Below are 19,741 nucleotides of genomic sequence, written 5' to 3'. Positions count from 1 at the left end.
TGCCGAAGGCACACCTCCACCTCCATTTCACGGGGTCGATGCGCCACCCGACCCTGCTCGAGCTCGCCTCGCGCGACGGCATCCAGCTGCCCGAGTCGCTGGTGAGCGAGTGGCCGCCCCAGCTCTCGGCGGCCGACGAGAAGGGCTGGTTTCGGTTCCAGCGGCTCTACGACGTGGCCCGGTCGGTGCTGCGCACCGAGGACGACGTACGCCGGCTGGTGCGGGAGGCGGCCGAGGACGACGTCCGCGACGGCGGACGCTGGCTGGAGATCCAGGTCGACCCGTCCGGGTACGGCGCCCGCTTCGGCGGCATCACCGCGTTCACCGAGCTGGTGCTGGACGCCGTCCGCCGGACGTCGGCCGAGACGGGCCTCGGGATCGCCGTGGTCATCGCCGCCAACCGCACCCGCCATCCGCTCGACGCCCGCACCCTGGCACGCCTTGCTGTCCAGTACGCCGGTCGCGGCGTCGTCGGCTTCGGCCTCTCGAACGACGAGCGTCGCGGCGTCACCGCGGAGTTCGCCCCCGCCTTCGCGATCGCCGAACGGGCCGGACTGCTGCTCGATCCGCACGGCGGCGAGCTGGTCGGACCGGCCTCGGTACGCACCGTCATCGACGCGCTGCACGCGCAGCGCATCGGCCACGGCGTCCGCTCCGTCGAGGATCCAGCATTGCTCGAGGAGATCGTCGACCGCGGGATCGCGCTCGAGATCTGCCCGGTCTCCAATGTCGCGCTCGGCGTGTACTCCGACCTCACGTCGGTGCCTCTGCCCGATCTGCTCGCCGCCGGGGCCACCGTCGCGCTCGGGGCCGACGACCCGCTGCTCTTCGGGTCGCGCCTCGCCGCGCAGTACGCGACCATGCGCGCCGCGCACGAGCTCGACGACGAGACGCTGGCGGAGCTGGCGGCGATGTCGATCCGGGCCTCGTGCGCGCCCTACGAGACCAAGGCGGCGCTGCTGGCCGAGGTCGCCGCCTGGCTCACGACGGACCCGATGTCTGCCACCATGACGCCATGAGCGACGACGATCTCTGGCGCCCGAAGGAGCCGTCCTCCGACGACCCGGCGTCCGAGACCACGAGCTCCGGCGAGCAGCCGCCGAGCCCTCCCGTCAGCGACGAGACCCAGCCGATCACCGGGTCGCCCGGCCCCGCGCCGTCGCCGCCCGGCCCGTCGTACCAGCCGCCGGGCCCCGGCGCCGTACCGCCACCCCAGAACCCCTACGGCGCGCCGGGTCCCTACGGCGCCCCGCCGAGCCCGAACCCGTACGGCGCCTCTCAGGGCGAGCAGTACGCACCGCCGCCCAACCCCTACCCCGCGCCGAACGAGTACGCCGCACCGCAGAACCCGTACGGCGTGCCGTTCCAGCCGGCCTACGCGGGCGGCGCGCTCCCCGACCACCCGTCCGCGACCACCTCCTTGGTGCTCGGCATCGTCGGCCTGGTCGGCATCGTCCTCTGCGGCGGACTCACGCTGGTCCTGTCACCCGTGGCCTGGGTCGTCGGCGCCAAGGCGGTGCGCGAGATCGACGCCACCCCCGGCCGGTACGGCGGGCGCGACAAGGCGCAGGGCGGCAAGGTGATGGGGATCATCGGCTCGATCTTCCTGGTGCTCGGGATCATCGCGATCATCGGCTTCGTCGCCCTCGCGGCGAGCGTGTCCAACGATCCGACCCCGACCGGCCCCCAGCACGGGTTCCTGAACGGCTGATACGCGGCTTGCGCGCCGCGCCCATTCGCTGCGTCGTCCGCTCCGGCTCCGCCGGATCGGACGGTCCTCCCTCAGAGCTCGCAGCCGACCAGCACCGGCTCGTTGACAAGCCGGATGCCGAAGCGTTGCTCGACCCCGTCGCGGACCTCGCGGGCCAAGGCCAGCAGCTCCGCCGTGGTGGCGTTGCCGCGGTTGGTGAGCGCCAGCGTGTGCTTGGTCGAGAGTCGCGCCCAGCCGTCGCCGTACCCCTTGCCGAAGCCGGCCTGCTCGATCAGCCAGGCGGCGCTGGTCTTGAGGCCGTCCCCCTGCGGCCACGCCGGTGCGCCCTCGGGCAGCACATCGGAGTCGACGACGGGGTTGGTGAAGAACGAGCCGGCACTCCAGGTGTCGTGGTCCGACGGGTCGAGGACCATGCCCTTGCCGCGGCGCAGCTCCAGCACCGCACGACGTACCTCGGCCATGGGCGCGCGCTCGCCGGGCTTCACCCCGAGACCTCGCGCCAGCTCGGCGTACCCCACCGGCGCACCGAGCTCGCCCTGGCGGAACTGGAAGGTGACCTCGAGGACGACGTGCCGGCCGGGGTCGGCCTTGAACCTGCTCGTGCGGTACCCGAAGCGGCAGTCCGCGGCGGCGAAGGTACGGATGCCTTTCAACGTCCGGTCCCAAACGCGTACCGAGGCCAGGGTCTGGGAGATCTCCTGGCCGTAGGCGCCGACGTTCTGGATCGGGGTCGCGCCGAGCGAGCCCGGGATGCCGGAGAGCGCCTCGATCCCCGCCCAGTGGCTCTCCACCGCTCGGGCGACGAAAGGGTCCCAGGGCTCGCCGGCGGCGACGGTCACGACCACGCCGCCGCAGGTCGCGTGGTCGCCCTCGTGGTCGGCTCGCACGCCGGTCGTGGCGACCTCGACGACCGTGCCGTCAAAGCCCTCGTCGGCCACCACCAGGTTGCTGCCGCCGGCCAGCACGAGGACCGGTTCGCCGACCTCGTCGCACCGGCGCACGGCCTCGATGAGTGCATCCTCGGTCGTGGCACGGGCCCAGCCCTTCGCCGGACCGCCCAGCCGCAACGTGGTGTGGTCGGCCAGCCGCTGCCGGCGCTCAGCCACGCAGGACCGCCACCGGATTGCCGAGCACGGTCTCACCGGCGCAGGTGACCCGCAGCGCGAGGGTGCGCTCGTCGCGCCAGGTGCCTTCGATTACGACCTCGGTGCCGGACTCAGGGACCACGACCGGCTTGGTGAACTTGGCGCCGAGCTCGGCGATCCGGCCCGGCTCGCCGAGCTGCTCGTCGACGTACCTCGCGGCCAGGGCGAGGGTGAACATGCCGTGCGCGATCACGTCCGGCAGCCCGACACTGCGGGCCACCTCGGGGTCCTGGTGGATCGGGTTGGGGTCGCCGCTGGCCGCGGCGTACGCGACCAGCGCGTCGCGGGTGACGGGGTACGTCGCAGGAGTGAGCTCGGTCATCAGGCGCCCGCCTTGTGCACGAGGGTCGCCTCGGCGGTGCAGACCAGCGCGCCCGCGTCATCGGTGATCGCGCTGGAGGTGGAGATGACGTCGGTGCCGGCGATCTGGCGGAGCCCACTCACACTGAGCGTCGCGGTCAGCCGGTCGCCGACCACGATCGGGCGCTCGTGCACGAACTTCTGCTGGCCGTGGACGACGTGGTGGAGCTCGATGCCGACCTCGGGGTCGACCATCAGCCCCTGCATCGCGCCGAAGGCGACCACGATCGCGAAGGTCGCCGGGGCCGGGTCGCCGCCGGCGTACGGCGTACCGGTGGCGGCGGCGAAGTCGCGCACGGCCTGCTCGGTGACGTCGTACGCCTGGGTCGGAGGGAAGGTGCGGCCGGCGAGCGACTGGTCGATCGGCATGGTCAGAACCTACCCAGACATGACGACACCCGCCCGGTCAGCCCGGACGGGTGCGTGGGTGCTCGCGAGAACTCGTGGTCTCGACAAGCTCGACCGACGAGACCTATCGCGTCTCGCGGTGCGGGGTGTGCTTGCGGCAGCGCGGGCAGAACTTCGACAGCTCCATGCGGTCGGGGTCGTTGCGCCGGTTCTTCTTGGTGATGTAGTTGCGCTCCTTGCACACGGTGCAGGCGAGCGTGATCTTCGGGCGAACATCGCTGGTCTTGCTGGCCACGGTCTGTCCTCTTGTTGTGGGGCCTTCTGTCGTACTGCTGGTCGGGGCCCGGACCGTCGTCCGGCCACCGCGGTAGTGGGGGCGGGATTCGAACCCGCGACACCACGATTATGAGCCGTGTGCTCTAACCACCTGAGCTACCCCACCAGGAGGAGCAGGGTGCCCCACCTCAGAGCCCCTTTACGGAATCGAACCGTAGACCTACTCCTTACCATGGAGTCGCTCTGCCGTCTGAGCTAAAGGGGCGGACGGACGAGAAGGATACACAGCGGCTGAGGCGATCCCGAAATCGTCTGAGACCCCTCCCACTCGAGGGTGTCGGGACCTCTCAGTCGAGGTCCGCGACGTCGATCAGAACCTTTCCGACAGCGCCGTTCTCGACCGCGTCGTGGGCCGCCGCGGTCTCCTCCAGAGGGAACCTCAAGAGCGGAAGTCCGTGCTCCTCGCCCACCTCGAGGACGCCCTCGGCAACCGCGCTCGAGATGTCCTCGGCAGCGGCACGGAGAGCCTCCTCCCCCAGGGTGTACATCAGGATGAACTGGAGCCGGGCGTTGAGTCCCATGAACGTCCGCACCGGCAACGTCACCTCGGTGCCGCCGGTGTTGGCGTAGCTCGAGACCGAGCCGCGAGTCTTGAGGACGCGCCCGACCAGGTCGGTGTTCTGGATGACCGCGACGTCCACGACGAGGTCGACGCCGTCGGGGGCGATCGCCTTGATCTCGGCGGCCGGATCACCGGCGCGGTAGTTGACGACGTGGTGGGCTCCGGCGGCCGCGGCCAGGGCTGCCTTCTCGTCACCGCTGACCGTGGTGACCACGGTGGCGCCGGCCCAGACCGCGAGCTGGACCGCGGCGTGGCCCACCGCACCCGCACCGCCGGTGACCAGCACGGTGCGGTCGTCGAGCGCCCCCGGGGCGAGTCGGCTCGGCCCGTCCTCGTGGATGGTGAGGGCGCGATGAGCGGTCATCGCCGGGACGCCGAGGCTGGCGCCCACGTCGTACGACGCGTCGCCGAGGCCGACGACGCGGTCGGCCGGGACCACCGTGTACTCGGTCGCGGTGCCGAGCGGGCGGTCGTGCTGGGCGAGGAAGACCCACACCCGGTCGCCGACCTTGACGTCGAAGACCCCGTTGCCGACCTCGTCCACGACCCCGGCGCCGTCCTGCCCGGGGACGATCTCGTCGAAGGGCATCGACGAGGCGGTGGTACCGGTCCGGGCCTTCCAGTCGGTGGGGTTGACCCCGGCCACGGCGAGCCGGACCCGGACCTGGCCCCAGTGGGGAGTGGGCAGATCACGTTCGACGACCTCGAGGACCGAGGAGTCACCGAGCTGGGAGTAGGCGACGGCACGCATGCGTTCGACCGTACCCAGATGGTCAGGCATCACGCAGCAGCGGCCACGGCCGGGCCTCCTCGAGCTCGTAGGCGAGCTCGAGGAGCAACCGGTCGTGGCCGACGTCGGCAGAAAGCATCATCCCCTGCGGCAGACCGGCGGCGGTGGTGCCCAGGGGCAGCGAGATCGCGGGTGCCCCCGTCGCGTTCTGCCAGGGCGTGTAGGCGACCCACCGGAGCAGTCGGTCCATCAGGGTCTCGTAGTCCTGCATCGGGTCGAGCCAGCCGACCCGAGGGGTCTCGCAGGCCAGGGTCGGGGTGAGGATGACGTCGTACGTCGCGTGCAGCTCGGCCGCGAGCCGGCCGCAGCGACGCAGCCGGGCGATCGCGCCGGGGAGGTGATGGAGGTTGCGGCGGCAATGCTTGTCGAGCCCGTGGGTCATCCCGTCGAGACGTGAGGCGTCCCAGGACCTGCCGTGCTCGACGCGACCCGAGGTGATGATCGCCGAGGCGAGCATGCCCCAGTAGACGAGGAAGTCGTCCTTGAACGATGCCGGGAGCGGCTGGTCGATCCGCTCGACGCGGTGCCCGAGCGACTCCAGCAGCGCTGCGGCCTCCATGGTCAGCGCCTCGACCTCCGGGGTCGCCCGGACGTCGATCCCGTCTGTCACGACCGCGACGGTACGGCGAGCCCGCGACGCGCGGGTCACGTCGCCGACCGGGGCGAGCCGCAGCTCGCGGTAGACCTTCTCGGCCTCGCGCAGGAACGCCGCGCTGTCGCGCACCGAGCGGGTCACCACGCCATCGGCGACCAGCCGGACCGGCATCTGGCGCAGCATCCGGTCCTGGGGAAGACGGCCCCTGGTCGGCTTCAGGCCGACAAGACCGTTCACCGCTGCCGGGATGCGGATCGACCCGCCGCCGTCGTTGGCATGCGCCAGCGGGACGGCGCCGGCGGCGACCAGTGCGGCCGAGCCCGCGGACGACGCGCCCGCGGTGTGGCCGGTCGACCAGGGCGAGCGGACCGGGCCGAGACGTGGGTGCTCGGCCGTTGCGTTGAAGCCGTACTCCGAGAGCTGGGTCTTCCCGAGTGGGATGACTCCCGTGGCCAGGAACATCCGCGCGAAGTCACCGTCGCGCTTGGCCGGAGCAGGGGCGAAGGCGTCCGTGCCCTGCATCGTGGGCAGTCCGGCCAGGTCGGAGTTGTCCTTGACGAACGTGGGGATCCCGGCGAAGAACCCGCCCCGTGGATCCGTCACCTCGGTGCGCGCGCGGTCGAAGCATTCCGCAGCGAGGGCGTTGAGCCGTGGCGCGACCTGCCGGGTCCGGGCGATCCCCGCATCGACGACCTCGGTGACTGACGCGCGACGCCGGGCGATCGCATCGGCGAGGCCGACCGCGTCGTGGTCCCCGAGTGCGTCGTCGGCGTAGGCGTGGACGCGGACCATGCGCTGGAGGCTATCCCTCCCCGACTCGACAGATGCGACGGCCGCCGGTGTGGGCCGGCGGCCGTCATGTGGTGCGCTGGAACGCCCCACAGGGATGGCGCCGGACCCCCGTCGACCCGACGCATCCTCAAGGAGTGCCGTGACGAGCGTCCTGATACGTCAGCCGGACAGGTCAGCCGACCACGTCAGGCGGCCGAGCTGCGATGGCAGCCAGCGAGGTGGTCGTCGACCAGGCCGATGGCCTCCATCAGCGCATGCATCGTGGTCGGCCCGACGAACGCGAACCCGGCCTTCTTGAGGGACTTCGACAGCGCCAGCGACTCGGGTGTCCGTGTCTCGATGTCGGCGGTGGTCGCGGGAGGCGCCCATGATGTCGGTCGGTGGGACTCGATCAAGCTGACCAGGCCACCGTGGTCGCGCAGCCCGACCGTCGCCCGGGCGTTGGTGATCGCGGCCTTCACCTTGGCGCCGTTGCGGACGATCCCGGCGTCGTTCATCAGGCGCTCGACGTCCGTGTCGTCGTACGCCGCGATGCGGTCGGCGTCGAAGTCGCGGAACGCGACCCGGAACGCCGGTCGCTTGAGCAGGATCGTGCGCCAGGAGAGCCCCGACTGGAACGCCTCCAAGGTGAGCCGCTCGAGGTGCGCAGCCTCGCCGACGACCGGCCGACCCCACTCGTCGTCGTGGTAGGCGCGCATCACGGCGTCGCTGTCACCCCAGGGGCAGCGGGCGAGTCCGTCCTCGCCGATGACCGGTCCCATGCGCCGATCCTGGCAGTCCCCACCGACACCACGCTGACCCGCCGGAAGTGCACGCCCTACGGACGCCGACCCGCCGGAAGTTCACGCCCTAGGGACGCCGACCCGCCGGAAGTGCACGCCCTACGGACGCCGACCCGTCAGATGCGCCCGCCATTTAGCGCCGACCCGCCGGAAGAGCACGCCGTGCGACATCGGGGTCAGCGCCTCCCAGCCGCACACTTCTGCCGGGTCAGCGCCTCCCAGCCGCACACTTCTGCCAGGTCAGCGCCTCCCAGCCGCACACTTCTGCCAGGTCAGCGTCGCGGCTTGAGCTTCGCGTTCGGGAGGGCGGGGGCCGGGATCGGCGGGAGGTGGTCTCCCTCGACGATGCCGAACCGGCCGTCGTAGATCTCCGAGCTGTCCTGGATGGTGCCGTTGTTGTCGCGGATCTGGGCCATCCAGTCCTCGCGGGCATGGACGACCTCGTCGTGGTCGCGGCCGACGAAGTTCCACCACATCACGATCTCCTCGCCGAGCGGTCGCCCACCGATGACGAGGACGTGGGAGAGATCGGCGGCCTCGATGTCGAGGCCCTCGCCGGGAGCGACGTACGCCAGCTGGTGCTGCTTGATCTCCTCGCCGTTGACCCGGACCAGGCCGAAGTCGACCAGTACGCCGTACTCGAAGTGCGACTGGAGGTCGGGCGTCAGCCGCGTGCCGCCGTCCAGGATCATCTCCGCGGCGAGCAGCGGACTGTAGGTCTCGACCGGCGACTCGCTGCCGAGCATCGAGCCGAGGAACACCTGTGCGTCCCAGCCTTGGCCGTGCACGACGGGTGGGGCGTAGTGAGCGAAGCTGGGCTCGGTGTCGCGGTACGCCGCGGGAAGGGCGACCCACAGCTGGACGCCGTGCAGCTGGGTGGTGTCGTCGGTGGACACCTCGGAGTGGGAGATGCCGCTGCCGGCGGTCATCAGGTTGAGCTCACCCGGCTTCACCAGGGCGTGGGTGCCGGCGCTGTCGCGATGCTCGATCGTCCCGCCGAACAGCCAGCTGACCGTCTGGAGCCCGATGTGGGGGTGCGGAGCGACCATCATCCCGCCGGTCTCGTCGACGCGGTCCGGCCCGTAGTGGTCGAGGAAGCACCAGGCACCGATCAACGAGCGCTGACGCTGCGGCAGGGTACGACGTACGTTCATCGCACGCAGGCCGCCCAGCGGCACCTCGCGGGGCTCGAGGATCTCAGTCATCGCTCACGTCTTCGCAGACCATCATTCGCAGACCATCAGGAGTTGGAGAAGACGGCGGGCCCGCCGTCCTCACCCGAGCCGGACTCGCCGGAGTGCCGGCCGGCCCAGCTCCAGGCGTACGACGCGTCCTCGGCCGCGACGCCGGCCTCGCCGAGGTCGAGCGGCTGGAAGGTGTCGATCATGACCGCGGTCTCGTCGAACGTCTCGACGCCCAGCGACGCCTCGATCGCGCTCGGCTGGGGGCCGTGGGCGTAGCCGCCCGGGTGCACCGAGATCGAGCCGAGGTCGATGCCCGAGCCCTTGCGCGCCTCGTAGTCACCGCCGACGTAGAACATGATCTCGTCGCTGTCCACGTTGGAGTGGTAGTAGGGCACCGGGATCGACAGCGGGTGGTAGTCGACCTTGCGGGGCAGGAAGTTGCAGATCACGAAGTTCCATCCCTCGAAGACCTGGTGCACCGGCGGCGGCTGGTGGATCTTGCCGGTGATCGGCATGTAGTCCTCGAGGTTGAACGTGTAGGGGTAGAGGCAGCCGTCCCAGCCGACCACGTCGAACGGATGCGTGTCGTAGGTCATCCGGGTGCCGACGACCTGGCCGCCGACGCGATGCTTGACGAGGACCTCGATGTCGCGCGGGCCCTCGACGAGGATGGTCTCCCCCGGGCCGTGCAGGTCACGCTCGCAGTACGGCGCGTGCTCCAGCAGCTGCCCGAATCGCGACAGATAGCGCTTGGGCGGGGCGATGTGGGAGTTGGCCTCGATCGCGTAGAGCCGGCTCGGCTCGCTGGGCACCCACCGGTGGGTGGTCGCTCTCGGGATGAGCACGTAGTCCTGGGTGCGGTACGGGACGACCCCGAACACGGTCTCGACCACGCCGCTGCCGGCCTCGACGTACACGCACTCGTCGCCGATCGCGTTGCGGTAGTACGACGACGGGTCGGTGCCGCTGACGACGTAGCTGATGCGGACGTCGTTGTTGCCGAGCACCATCCGCCGGCCCTCCACGGGGCAGGCGCCCTCGCCCTCGCCGGGTTCCGGGAAGAGGGTGTGCAGCTTCAGGTGCCGCGGCTTGAGGGGGTGGTTCGGCGTACGGCTCTGGTCAGGGAGCTCCCAGACCTGCGAGTCGACGATGCCCGACGGAACGCCCCGGTGGTAGAGCAGTGAGGAGTCCGAGGAGAAGCCTTCCTCGCCCATCAGCTCCTCGTAGTACAGCCTGCCCTCGGGGTCGCGGTGCTGCGTATGGCGTTTCGGGGGAACGGATCCGACGCTCCGGTAGAAGGGCATACCGCCAGACTAGGACGTCGACCGAGGACACGCAGAACCATGCCGGAGCGTGCTCCCGGACACCCAAAACGGTTCGCCGCTGCGACCCTCGCGACCGTAGGCTCATCAGTGCCATGCGCGACTTCCCACCGGAGATCACGACGTTCTACAGCGCGGCCGGACGGAAGCCGGGACCCGCGCCGGACACGCGCACTCCGGCCGCGTTCCTCCGGTGGATCCTGAAGCTCCAGTGGCCGGTGATCGCGACGTCGACCGTGGTCGGCGTGCTGTGGCAGCTGCCGGCGATGCTCGGGCCGTGGCTGTTCGGCAGGGCCGTGGACGACGGCATCGTGCCCGGCTCCACGAGCGGCACCCTGAAGTACGCCGGCCTGCTGCTGCTCGTGACCTTGATCGGCGCGTTCTTCGGCATCGTCATGCACACGCTCATCGTGCGCAGCTGGCTGATCGGTCTCTACGGGACCATGAAGCTGGTGACCCGCAAGGTCGTGCAGATGGGCCACGTCCTGCCTCGGCGGGTACCGACGGGCGAGGTGCTGAGCGTCGCCTCGGCCGACTCCGACGAGTTCGGCGCCCTGACCGAGATCATCTCTCGCTCGGGCTCGCAGCTCGTCGCCTACCTCGTGGTGGCGTTCATCGTGCTCAGCACCTCGCCGGAGCTCGGCGTGCTGATGCTGCTGGCCGCGCCCGTGCTCGTCGGAGCCGCGATGCCGCTGCTCAGGCCGCTGCACCGCCGCCAGCAGCTCGAACGCGTCCGCAACTCCGACCTGACCTCGATGGCCACCGACATCGTGGCGGGACTGCGGATCCTGCGCGGGATCGGCGGCGAGCGGACGTTCGGCCGCAACTACGACCACCAGTCGCAGCAGGCCAAGGGGGCCGGTGTCTCCGCCGGCCTCTGGCAGGCCGCGATCGAGGGCGTCGGCGTGCTGTTCTCCGGGGTCTTCATCGTGCTGCTGGTCTGGCTCGGCACGCGTGAGGTGATCTCCGGCGACCTCCTGATCGGCCAGCTGATCAGCTTCCTGGGCTACGCGCTGTTCATGATCTACCCGATCCAGACCTTCTTCGAGCTCGCCCAGAAGGTCACCCGGGCGATGGTCTCGGCCCGCAAGGCGGTCGCGATCTTCGAGCACCAGCCGCCGTGGCCGGACCGCGCCGAGAGCACACCGCTGCCCGACGGCGCCGACCTGTACGACGAGCTGTCCGGCTTCGTCGCCCACCACGGCGAGCTGACGATCGTGGTCTGCGGCGTCCCTGAGGACACCGCGGCGCTGGCCGACCGACTGGGCCGCTACCTGCCCGCCGACACCGAGCCGGTGAGCCAGGAGCTCGAGGAGGGCATCAAGGGTCGTGCGGCCCGACGGGCCCGCGCGGAGCGGCTGGCCGAGCGCGCCCGCCTCGCGGCACTGGACGAGGAGCTGGCGAGCCGTGAGTGGGGCGTCAAGCTCGGCGGCGTCGACCTCGGCGCGGCCGCGCTCGACGACGTACGCCGGAAGATCCTGGTCAGCGACACCGGCAGCCAGCTCTTCGCCGGGACGCTCCAGGACGCGATCGACCCGCATGGACGGCTGACCCGGGCCGAGGCCGAGGAGGCCGTGCGCGTGGCCAACGCCGAGGACGTCTACGACGCCCTGCCGGGCGGCTGGCAGGGCGTGCTCGACGAGCGCGGTCGCGGGCTCTCCGGTGGCCAGCGCCAGCGGGTGGTCCTGGCGCGAGCGCTCGCCGCCGACGCCCCGATCCTGGTGCTCGTCGAGCCCACGTCCGCCGTGGACGCCCACACCGAGGCGCGGATCGCCGCACGCGTGGCGGCCGTACGCCGAGCGCGGACCACCGTGGTCAGCACCGTCTCGCCGCTGTGGCTGCACCACGCGGACCGGGTCGTCCTCTTCGAGGGCGGCCGAGTGACCGAGGAGGGCACCCACGAGGACCTGCTGCGCGACAGCCCGGCGTACCGCCGTGTCGTCGCGCGGGCGATGGACGCGCCCGTGGAGGAGGTGTCGAGCCATGAGCACAGCGGTGTCTGACCCGTTGGCGAGCTCCGCCGACACCTGGCTCGACCGCTCCGCGCGCGAGCCGGCGATCCCGGCGGAGCTGGTGCCTCCGCCCGACGGCACGTCCCGCCGCCAGCGTCTCTCGGCGCTGCACCGGCGGCACCTCCTGCGCGAGAGGCGCGCCCGTGACACGTTCGCCGCGTCGCGGAACCCCGACCGCGGCTGGCCGGTGGCGGACAACCACGTCGTGCTGGCGTTCTTCCGCAGCTTGCTCCGCGAGCGCAAGGGCATCACCTTCTGGCTGATCGCCCTCAACGCACTGGCCGCCGGCACGGCGCTCGTCGTACCCCGGCTGCTGGGCAACCTCGTCAACCGCACCGCCGCAGGCGGCTCCGACGCCGCGCAGCTCAGCAGTCTGAACACGCTCGCGATCGTGATCGTGGTCGTGGTCTGCACGCAAGCAGTGCTCACCTTCCTGGCCCAGAGCGTCTCGACGATCTTCGGGCAGGACCTGCTGTCCTCCGCACGCGAGTACATCGTGACCACGGTCCTGAAGCTGCCGCTGGGCCGCGTCGAGGGCGCGTCGACGGGCGACCTGGTCACCCGCGTGACCCGCGACGTCGGCACGATGAGCCGCTCCGTGCAGTTCGGGGTGCCGCAGGCGATCATCTCGGGCCTGACCGTCGTGCTGTCGGTCGTGGCGATGATGCTCAACTCGGTGCTGCTCGCCGTGCCGTCCCTGCTGCTCATCGGGTCGTCGGCGTTCCAAGTACGGCGCTACCTCCAGCGCGCCCCCAAGGGGTACATCACCGAGGGATCGACGTACTCCCGGATCAACACCACGCTGACCGAGACCGTGGAGGGCGCGCGCACCGTCGAGGCGCTCGCGCTGACGGACCTGCGGGTGCTGGCCGGCGACGACGACATCGCCGTGTCCGCGCAGGCCGAGCGCTACACGATGACGCTGCGGAACCTGCTGTTCACGGTCATCGACGTCGCGTTCAACACCCCGCGCGTGATCACCGTGCTGGTGGGCGGCTACGGGTACCACCAGGGGTGGGTCTCGCTGGGACAGATCACGACCGCGCTGCTGTACGTCGAGTCGCTGAGCGGGCCGCTCGACCGGCTGGTCGGTGAGATGGACCGGCTCCAGGTCGGCGTCGCGTCGACGAGCCGGCTCCTGGGCATCGCCGAGGTGCCGGAGGATCGCGTCGCCGGCGAGGAGAGGCCGGACGGACCGCACCTGGTGGGTGAGGACCTGCGCTTCGCCTACCGCGAGGGGCACGACGTACTGCACGGGGTCTCGCTCGACCTCGAGGTGGGTGAGCGGCTGGCGATCGTCGGACCGTCCGGGTCCGGGAAGTCGACGCTGGGCCGGCTCCTGTCGGGGATCAACGGCCCGCGCACCGGGTCGGTGAAGGTCGGTGGCGTCGACCTGGTCGCCCTGCCGCTGGAGCAGCTGCGGACCGAGGTCGCCCTAGTCACCCAGGAGCATCACGTCTTCGTCGGCACGGTGCGCGACAACATCGTGCTCGCCCGCGAGGACTCCTCGGACGACGCGGTGTGGGACGCCCTGTCGGCCGTGGGCTCACGCGACTGGGTGGAGCGGCTGCCCACGGGCCTCGACACGATGATCGGCTCCGGCAACCAGTCGCTGACGCCGGCGCAGGCTCAGCAGATCGCGCTCGCGCGGTTGATCATCGCCGACCCCCACACGCTGGTGCTCGACGAGGCGACATCCCTGATCGACCCGCGCACCGCGCGCACGCTCGAGGGCTCGATGAGCGTGCTGCTCGACGGCCGTACCGTGGTCGCGATCGCCCACCGCCTCCACACCGCCCACGACGCCGACCGGATCGCGGTCGTCATCGACGGTGAGGTCGTGGAGCTCGGCTCCCACCACGAGCTGGTCGCCCAGGACGGTGAGTACGCCGCCCTCTGGCGCGCCTGGACCAGTTAGCGCTGACCCGTCAGAAGTGCACATGGTTTCGCGCTGACCCGTCAGAAGTTCGCCGTGTAACGCGTCCACCCGGCAGAAGGTTGCTGTGCACTTCTGCCGGGTCAGCGTCGTGAGGCGTGCACTTCCGGCGGGTCAGCGCTTACGGGCGGCCCTGGTAGGCCTTCGCGATGGTGGAGGTGAAGTGGTAGACGCCGGACTCATCGGGGGCCAGGGGGCCGGCGTCGTAGTGGGGCGTGGCCAGGCCGCGCTGGACGCCCTCGCAGGCGGCCCAGTCCTGGCGGTTGGTGAGGTCCCAGAAGTCGACGGCGTACGCCGGGCTGAAGCGCTCCTGCTCGACGACGTCGGGAGGGAACGCCCAGGAGCAGGTGATCCGGGTCCGGGTCGGCGACAGAGGCACCAGCAGGTGCGTCATGACGTAGTCGGGGTGCAGCGAGATCAGCAGGTTGGGCAGCACGGCGGCGTACATCACGTGCGACTGCTCGTGCTCGTCGAGCCGTGCCATCTTCAGGCCGCCGCTGCGCCCGTCGAGCGACATCGTCTCCATGCCGGTGCGCAGGTCCATCCACCCGCCGACCCAGTTGCCGGTGCGCTCCTGGACGTTGTCGCCGCTGTTCGGCGGAGAGATGCGGCACAGCTCGGGGTGGATCATCGAGCAGTGGTAGCACTCCTGGTAGTTCTCGACGATGACCTTCCAGTTGGCCTCCACGTCGTAGCTGTGCGACTCCGCGGTCACCAAGGACTCCGCGTCGTAGCGCGCGACGACGTCCTCCAGCTCGCCGATGTGCTCGGTGAAGTCCTTGGCCGTGCCGGTCCGGTCGACGAACATCCAGCCGTGCCACTCGTGCACGCGCACGGGCACGAGGCTCAGCGTGGACCGTTCATAGTGCTCGTCGATGTTCTTGAAGTTCGGCGCGCCGATCAGGCTGCCGTCGTGACGGTAGGACCAGGCGTGGTACGGGCAGACGATCGCCCGCGGCGCCTCCGACGACCCACCGCAGGGCAGCAGCTCGTGTCCGCGATGGCGACAGGCGTTCTCGAAGGCCCGGAGCACGCCGTCCTGGTCGCGGGTGAGGAGTACGCCGTAGCCGCCCACGGACTCGGCCCGCAGCCCGGTGGCCGGGATGTCCGTGGAGCGCCCGACGCACGTCCAGCCGTCGAACAGATATCGACGTTCCCACTCCAGGACCTCGTCCGACACGTACGCATCACGGGGCAGCAACCGGCTCTCGCCGAACGGTGCCAGGGCCAGCGCGACCTGCGCGGGGTCGAGGGGTGCGGGTGGGATCGTCGTCATCTCGCCTCCTTCGGCGATGTCTGTGTCCGGGCGCACGAACACAGCCGGCAACTGAACAGGTATTCAGTTCAGTCTACGGCACCCGCATTGATGCGGCGCCGACCAGATGGCGAACCGCTAACTGAATAGTCAGTCATGTGGTTCCGTCTGCCCCCTTCGCTGTCTAGACTTCCGCGCATGGCCCGAGGCGACCCAGCAAGTCAGCACCCCGGCGGGTCCATCTCGATCGTCGGTCTCCGCAAAGACTTCGGCGAGGTCACTGCCGTCGACGGGATCAACATCGACATCGGTGCGGGCGAGTTCTTCACGCTGCTCGGCCCCTCGGGGTGCGGCAAGACCACCACGCTGCGCATGCTGGCCGGCTTCGAGCAGCCCACCGAGGGACAGATCCTCATCGACGGTGTGGACGTCGCGCAGACTCCCGCACACAAGCGACCGGTCAACACGGTGTTCCAGAGCTACGCGTTGTTCCCGCACCTTGACGTCGAGCGCAACGTGGCCTACGGGCTGAGGTGGCGCAAGGACCTGGACAAGCGAGAGCGGGCGGCTCGGGTCGCCAAGGCGCTCGACCTCGTCCAGCTTTCCGGGTACAGCAAGCGTCGCCCACACCAGCTCTCAGGCGGCCAACAGCAGCGGGTGGCGCTGGCCAGGGCGCTGGTCCTCGAACCGGCCGTGCTGCTCCTCGACGAGCCGCTCGGTGCCCTCGACGCGAAGCTTCGGCACTCGCTGCGCGCTGAGCTGACCGGCCTGCAGCGCGAGGTAGGCATCACGTTCGTGTTCGTGACGCACGATCAGGAGGAAGCCCTCGAGATGTCGAACCGGCTGGTCGTGATGGACGGCGGCCGGATCATGCAGCTGGGCTCACCCGAAGAGGTGTACAACGAGCCGCTGACCGAGTTCGTCGCAGACTTCCTCGGCGTCGCGAACCTTCTCGGCATCGAGTGTCTGTCCGACGGCGGCTTCATGCGCACCATCCGCTACGGCGAGTTCACCCTCGAGGCGCAGGCTCCGGCGGGCCATGCCGCCGGTGAAGGACGGGCGGTGATCCGCCCCGAGTGCGTCGAGCTCGCAGCGGCTGGACTCACGGGCGCCAACCGGATGCCTGGAATGGTCGACCGAACCGTGTTCCTCGGGTCGACGACGCAGGTCATGGTTCGTCTGCCGCACGGTGCGGTTCTCCAGTCGCTGATGACCAACAACGCGGCCACCGAGACGTACTCGGCGGGGCAGCCGGTCACCGTGTGTTTGCCCGCCGAGTCGCTGCGCATCCTCGCGACGTCGGCCGAGGCCGCGCGTTTCGCTTACGCCGAGACGGTCTGACCGGGATCAGCCCCAGTCGGCCAGGGTCTCGAGGGCCGACTCGTCAGTTCCGCGGCGCCGCGCCTTCAACACCAGCACGGTGAGAATCAGAGCGAGGAACGTACCGACGAGCAGGATCGTGGCGAGCGCGTTCAGCGCCGGCGTCGGCGAGGCTCGGACGGCGTTGTACAGCAGGATCGGCACGGTCGCGTTCGAGGCGTTGCCGAACAGGAACTGGCTGACCACGAAGTCGTCCAACGACGTCGCGAAGACGATCATGGCGGATGCGAAGATCGCTGGCATGAGCAGCGGGACCAGGACGGTACGGATGGCCTGCATCGGGCTGGCTCCGAGATCGCGCGCGGCCTCCTCGTACTCGCCCCCGATGCTGAGCAGGCGTGATCGCACGATCACCAGGACGTAGGAGACCGTGAACGTCACGTGGCCGAGTAGCATGGCCGGCCTTCCGAGCGGCACGAACTGGTAGAGGTTGATCATCACCAGGTAGAGGGCCGATCCGACGACGAGCTCAGGCGTCACCAGGGGCACCAGGGAAATCCCGTTCGCAGCTGCACTCGTGCGACTGCGCCAGCGGGTCAGGCCCATCGCGAGCATGACACCGAGTGGTGTCGCCACCAGAACTGTCGCGATGCCGAGGATGAGGCTGTTCTTCAAGGCGAGGAACATGCTCGGGTCCTCGAAGACCGAGCCTTCGTTGCAGCAGTACCACTGCGTCGAGAAGCCCTGCCAGACGCTCCTGGACCGGCCGTCGTTGAACGAGAACTGGATGGCGATGAGCACGGGCAGCAGTGACCAGGCGATGTACAGCCAAGTGATCGCACCCAGGATGTACGGCCGCCGCCACGGGTTGCGCCACGGTGGAACCCGTCGGCGAACCGGCTTCGACACCTCGGCGACGGCCGGACGCTCCAGAACCGTCATCGGGTCAGCTCCTTGCTCGCTCGCTGGGTGAGGATCAGGTAGTAGAGCATGAAGAACAGGAGCACGAGCGACAGCAGCAGCACCAAGGCGGCTCCGATGTTCTTCTGCGGCCCTTCGAGCAGGAACAGCTCGATCTGGTTGCCGACCATGTTCGTGTGGGGCGAGCCGGAGACGATCGTGTTGGTGTAGTAGTCGCCGGCCATCGGCAAGGCGGTGATCACCAGCGCTGTGATGAGGCCCATCCGCGACAGCGGCAGCGTGACGTGGAGGAATGTCCGGACGGAGCCGACGCCCAGATCTCGGGAAGCCTCGAGCAAGCGCTGGTCGATGCGGTCGAGCGACGCGAACAGCGGGATGATGAAGAACGGCAGGTAGCCGTAGGCGAGGGCCCACACGACCGTGATCGAGCTGCCCGACAGCCACGAGTACGGCGGGATGCCGAAGAGGCCGAGGAACTTGTTCACGTAGCCGTCGTCCTGCAGCAGGTTCACCCAGGCGAGCATTCGGGTGATGTAGTTGATCCACCACGGCGCCAGGATCAGCGCCAGGACCAGCCCACGCCGCTTTCCGGCCAGCCGCGCGGCGTAGTAGGCCACCGGATAGCCGATGACCATGCAGATGACCAAGGCCCAGAACGAGTAGATGGCCGTGCGGACCCACACCTCGTGGTACACGCCCGACGGCGTGAAGGAGTCAACGATGACGCCGTTGAAGGTCGTGAATTCCCAGTCGAGCGGATTCCACGCGGGGATCGGCTCGTTGAAGATGTTGATCTGACCGCTGAAGGCGACTGCCATCACCGCGTAGAACGGCACGATGAACAGCGCGATCAGCCAGAGCGTGCCCGGCAGGGCCAGTGCTGGCCACAGCCGCCGCGTCGCGCGGTCGCGGCCGGACTTGTGGTCAGGCACCCGCCTTGAACCTTGCCCAGTCGGTCTGCCAGAGCGCCTCGGTGCTCGGGCTGACCTCATAGAAGGTGCGGCCCTGGGCGAAGTCGCTGCGCTCCACCACGGAGTTGGAGAGGTTTTTGGGGATGTAACCCTCGTCGGTCAGGAACTTCGTGGATAGCTTGGTCAGCGGCGGTTGGTATCCGTTCCAGCCGAAGTTCTCTAGTCCGATCTTGTTGTCCAGCAGGTCGTTGATCATCATGTGCGCCAGGACCGGCTTGGAGGCGGACTTCGGGATGGCGATGTTGTCGCTGCCGACCACGTAGTCGGCTGCCGCGGGGCGCCAGTACCCGAGAACCTCGGGCGTCTGGCCCTTCGGCAGGTAGTACTGCCCGGCGATCGGGTCGCCGGACCAGCACTGATGGATCGTGGCCGTGCCCTCGGGGACCTCGGAGTACGCGTTCACGTCGGTCTTGACGTTCACGAGGCCGATCAGCTCGATCAGGCTGTCGGTCGCCTTCTGGACGTCGTCGGCGTTCGAGGTGTTGATGTCGCCGGTGATCTTGTTGCGGAGCAGTGACATTCCGATCGCTTCCTGCCGATCGTCCAGCAGGTAGACCTTGCCTGAGTACGCCTTGTCCCACAAGAGGTCGTAGCCGACCTCAGGAACGCTGGTCACCCGGTCGGCGCGATACATCACGCCCGTGCCGTAGATCGTGTACGGGACCGTGTAGTGCGCACCACGGTCGTACCACGGGTCCTGGTACTCGGGCCAGACGTTCTTGAGGTGCGGGACGTATGCGTGGTTGATCGGTTGCAGCAGGTCTGCGTAGACCATCTTGCTGAGCACGCTCGGGCCCGGAAAGACCAGATCGAACGACTGGCCCGGTTGCCGGATCTTGGCGAGCATCTCGTCGTAGTTGTTGTACGGCGTGACCTCGACCGAGACGTTGTGCTTCTGGCCGAAGGCCTTCATGACTCCCGGCGCCATATACTGCGAGTAGTTGAGGATCTGGAAGGTGCCGCCGGTCTCGGGGTCGAGGCCGTCGTCGATCGGAGGGTTGCTGTCCTTGATCGCCAAGGTGACCGGCTTGTCCGGTCGAGCGAGGGGATAGGGAGCGGAGCCGTTCGCCGCCTGCCCCGAGGATCCGTTGTCGCCGCACGCGGCAAGCAACGGCGCCGCTCCCAGCCCCACGGTGATCCAGACTCCTCCTCGCAGGACGTCTCGTCGGGCCAGCTGCGGCCGTGGCCGCCGACGACGTAGTGCCGGGTCGTTCGGATCGAAGCTCATGTCAACCTCTTCACGGTCGACAGCAACGCCGACCTGATCTGCCCCGGGAACCTGCCCCTAACTGACCGTTCAACCAACAAGGTCATTCTCACCGTCACTGGGGTGAATGTCGAGTAACGAACAGGTCTCAAGCTTCTTGCCGCCTTCGGAGAAGGTCACATAGACTGAACG

At 69.4% G+C, this 19,741-nt stretch carries 18 protein-coding genes and 2 tRNA genes; 5 read left to right on the top strand and 15 right to left on the bottom strand.

What is annotated here, in order from left to right; genetic code table 11:
- Window positions 1-38 precede the first annotated feature (38 nt).
- Together VGJ24_RS13505 and VGJ24_RS13500 are read left to right on the top strand one after the other, a co-directional pair.
- Complete coding sequence (locus VGJ24_RS13505; protein WP_414691079.1) at window positions 39-1,019, top strand: adenosine deaminase; 981 nt, start codon at window positions 39-41, stop codon at window positions 1,017-1,019.
- Window positions 1,016-1,711 (top strand): DUF4190 domain-containing protein, encoded by a 696-nt coding sequence (locus VGJ24_RS13500; RefSeq protein WP_331501145.1) that lies wholly within the window; start codon window positions 1,016-1,018, stop codon window positions 1,709-1,711. The genes VGJ24_RS13505 and VGJ24_RS13500 overlap by 4 nt, the downstream gene beginning before the upstream one ends.
- A 71-nt stretch (window positions 1,712-1,782) precedes the next feature.
- On the opposite strand, the gene VGJ24_RS13495 is transcribed toward VGJ24_RS13500, so the two are convergent.
- The 11 genes from VGJ24_RS13495 to VGJ24_RS13445 form a co-directional block, all read right to left on the bottom strand.
- A complete protein-coding gene (locus VGJ24_RS13495; protein WP_331501144.1) occupies window positions 1,783-2,817 on the bottom strand; it encodes a UDP-N-acetylmuramate dehydrogenase in 1,035 nt (344 codons plus the stop codon).
- Window positions 2,810-3,178: a MaoC/PaaZ C-terminal domain-containing protein gene (locus VGJ24_RS13490; protein ID WP_331501143.1), complete on the bottom strand. Its 369-nt coding sequence runs from the start codon at window positions 3,176-3,178 to the stop codon at window positions 2,810-2,812. Before VGJ24_RS13490 ends, VGJ24_RS13495 begins: the two co-directional genes overlap by 8 nt.
- Complete coding sequence (locus VGJ24_RS13485; RefSeq protein WP_331501142.1) at window positions 3,178-3,585, bottom strand: FAS1-like dehydratase domain-containing protein; 408 nt, start codon at window positions 3,583-3,585, stop codon at window positions 3,178-3,180. The genes VGJ24_RS13490 and VGJ24_RS13485 overlap by 1 nt, the downstream gene beginning before the upstream one ends.
- A gap of 103 nt (window positions 3,586-3,688) precedes the next feature.
- Window positions 3,689-3,859, bottom strand: coding sequence for a 50S ribosomal protein L33 (gene rpmG, locus VGJ24_RS13480; protein WP_331501141.1), 171 nt, complete (start codon window positions 3,857-3,859; stop codon window positions 3,689-3,691).
- Between the two features lie 73 nt (window positions 3,860-3,932).
- Window positions 3,933-4,006 (bottom strand) — tRNA-Met (locus VGJ24_RS13475).
- 26 nt (window positions 4,007-4,032) lie between these two features.
- Window positions 4,033-4,105, bottom strand: a tRNA-Thr gene (locus tag VGJ24_RS13470).
- A gap of 82 nt (window positions 4,106-4,187) precedes the next feature.
- Window positions 4,188-5,213, bottom strand: coding sequence for an NADPH:quinone reductase (locus VGJ24_RS13465; protein ID WP_331501140.1), 1,026 nt, complete (start codon window positions 5,211-5,213; stop codon window positions 4,188-4,190).
- A 22-nt stretch (window positions 5,214-5,235) separates the two neighbouring features.
- On the bottom strand, window positions 5,236-6,639 hold the full coding sequence (locus VGJ24_RS13460; protein WP_331501139.1) for an amidase: 1,404 nt from the start codon (window positions 6,637-6,639) through the stop codon (window positions 5,236-5,238).
- Window positions 6,640-6,824: 185 nt separating this feature from the next.
- Window positions 6,825-7,400 carry a DNA-3-methyladenine glycosylase I gene (locus VGJ24_RS13455; protein ID WP_331501138.1) on the bottom strand — a complete coding sequence of 192 codons (576 nt, stop codon included), beginning with the start codon at window positions 7,398-7,400 and terminating at the stop codon, window positions 6,825-6,827.
- Between the two features lie 293 nt (window positions 7,401-7,693).
- Window positions 7,694-8,626 carry a pirin family protein gene (locus VGJ24_RS13450; RefSeq protein ID WP_331501137.1) on the bottom strand — a complete coding sequence of 311 codons (933 nt, stop codon included), beginning with the start codon at window positions 8,624-8,626 and terminating at the stop codon, window positions 7,694-7,696.
- A gap of 35 nt (window positions 8,627-8,661) precedes the next feature.
- Window positions 8,662-9,909 (bottom strand): homogentisate 1,2-dioxygenase, encoded by a 1,248-nt coding sequence (locus VGJ24_RS13445; protein ID WP_331501136.1) that lies wholly within the window; start codon window positions 9,907-9,909, stop codon window positions 8,662-8,664.
- Between the two features lie 113 nt (window positions 9,910-10,022).
- Between VGJ24_RS13445 and VGJ24_RS13440 the strand changes: the two genes are divergently transcribed.
- Both VGJ24_RS13440 and VGJ24_RS13435 read left to right on the top strand, forming a co-directional pair.
- Window positions 10,023-11,930 carry an ABC transporter ATP-binding protein gene (locus VGJ24_RS13440; protein ID WP_331501135.1) on the top strand — a complete coding sequence of 636 codons (1,908 nt, stop codon included), beginning with the start codon at window positions 10,023-10,025 and terminating at the stop codon, window positions 11,928-11,930.
- Window positions 11,911-13,857, top strand: a complete 1,947-nt coding sequence (locus tag VGJ24_RS13435; RefSeq protein ID WP_331501134.1) for an ABC transporter ATP-binding protein — start codon at window positions 11,911-11,913, stop codon at window positions 13,855-13,857. The genes VGJ24_RS13440 and VGJ24_RS13435 overlap by 20 nt, the downstream gene beginning before the upstream one ends.
- A 139-nt stretch (window positions 13,858-13,996) precedes the next feature.
- Here the strand turns inward: VGJ24_RS13435 and VGJ24_RS13430 are convergent, their stop codons facing one another.
- Window positions 13,997-15,151, bottom strand: coding sequence for an aromatic ring-hydroxylating dioxygenase subunit alpha (locus VGJ24_RS13430; protein ID WP_331501133.1), 1,155 nt, complete (start codon window positions 15,149-15,151; stop codon window positions 13,997-13,999).
- Between the two features lie 177 nt (window positions 15,152-15,328).
- Between VGJ24_RS13430 and VGJ24_RS13425 the strand changes: the two genes are divergently transcribed.
- Window positions 15,329-16,471, top strand: a complete 1,143-nt coding sequence (locus VGJ24_RS13425; RefSeq protein ID WP_331501132.1) for an ABC transporter ATP-binding protein — start codon at window positions 15,329-15,331, stop codon at window positions 16,469-16,471.
- A gap of 6 nt (window positions 16,472-16,477) precedes the next feature.
- On the opposite strand, the gene VGJ24_RS13420 is transcribed toward VGJ24_RS13425, so the two are convergent.
- Genes VGJ24_RS13420 through VGJ24_RS13410 form a run of 3 tightly spaced genes read right to left on the bottom strand, consistent with a single transcriptional unit; the run spans window position 16,478 to window position 19,570 of the window.
- On the bottom strand, window positions 16,478-17,392 hold the full coding sequence (locus VGJ24_RS13420) for an ABC transporter permease (RefSeq protein WP_331501131.1): 915 nt from the start codon (window positions 17,390-17,392) through the stop codon (window positions 16,478-16,480).
- Complete coding sequence (locus VGJ24_RS13415; protein ID WP_331501130.1) at window positions 17,389-18,303, bottom strand: ABC transporter permease; 915 nt, start codon at window positions 18,301-18,303, stop codon at window positions 17,389-17,391. Before VGJ24_RS13415 ends, VGJ24_RS13420 begins: the two co-directional genes overlap by 4 nt.
- Window positions 18,296-19,570 (bottom strand): spermidine/putrescine ABC transporter substrate-binding protein, encoded by a 1,275-nt coding sequence (locus tag VGJ24_RS13410; protein WP_331501129.1) that lies wholly within the window; start codon window positions 19,568-19,570, stop codon window positions 18,296-18,298. The genes VGJ24_RS13415 and VGJ24_RS13410 overlap by 8 nt, the downstream gene beginning before the upstream one ends.
- Window positions 19,571-19,741 lie beyond the last annotated feature (171 nt).

This window comes from Nocardioides sp. (assembly GCF_036493135.1).
Classification (GTDB): Bacteria; Actinomycetota; Actinomycetes; order Propionibacteriales; family Nocardioidaceae; genus Nocardioides.
The sequence above is the reverse complement of the archived record's forward strand: the minus strand, read 5'-3'. Positions and strand labels throughout refer to the sequence as shown.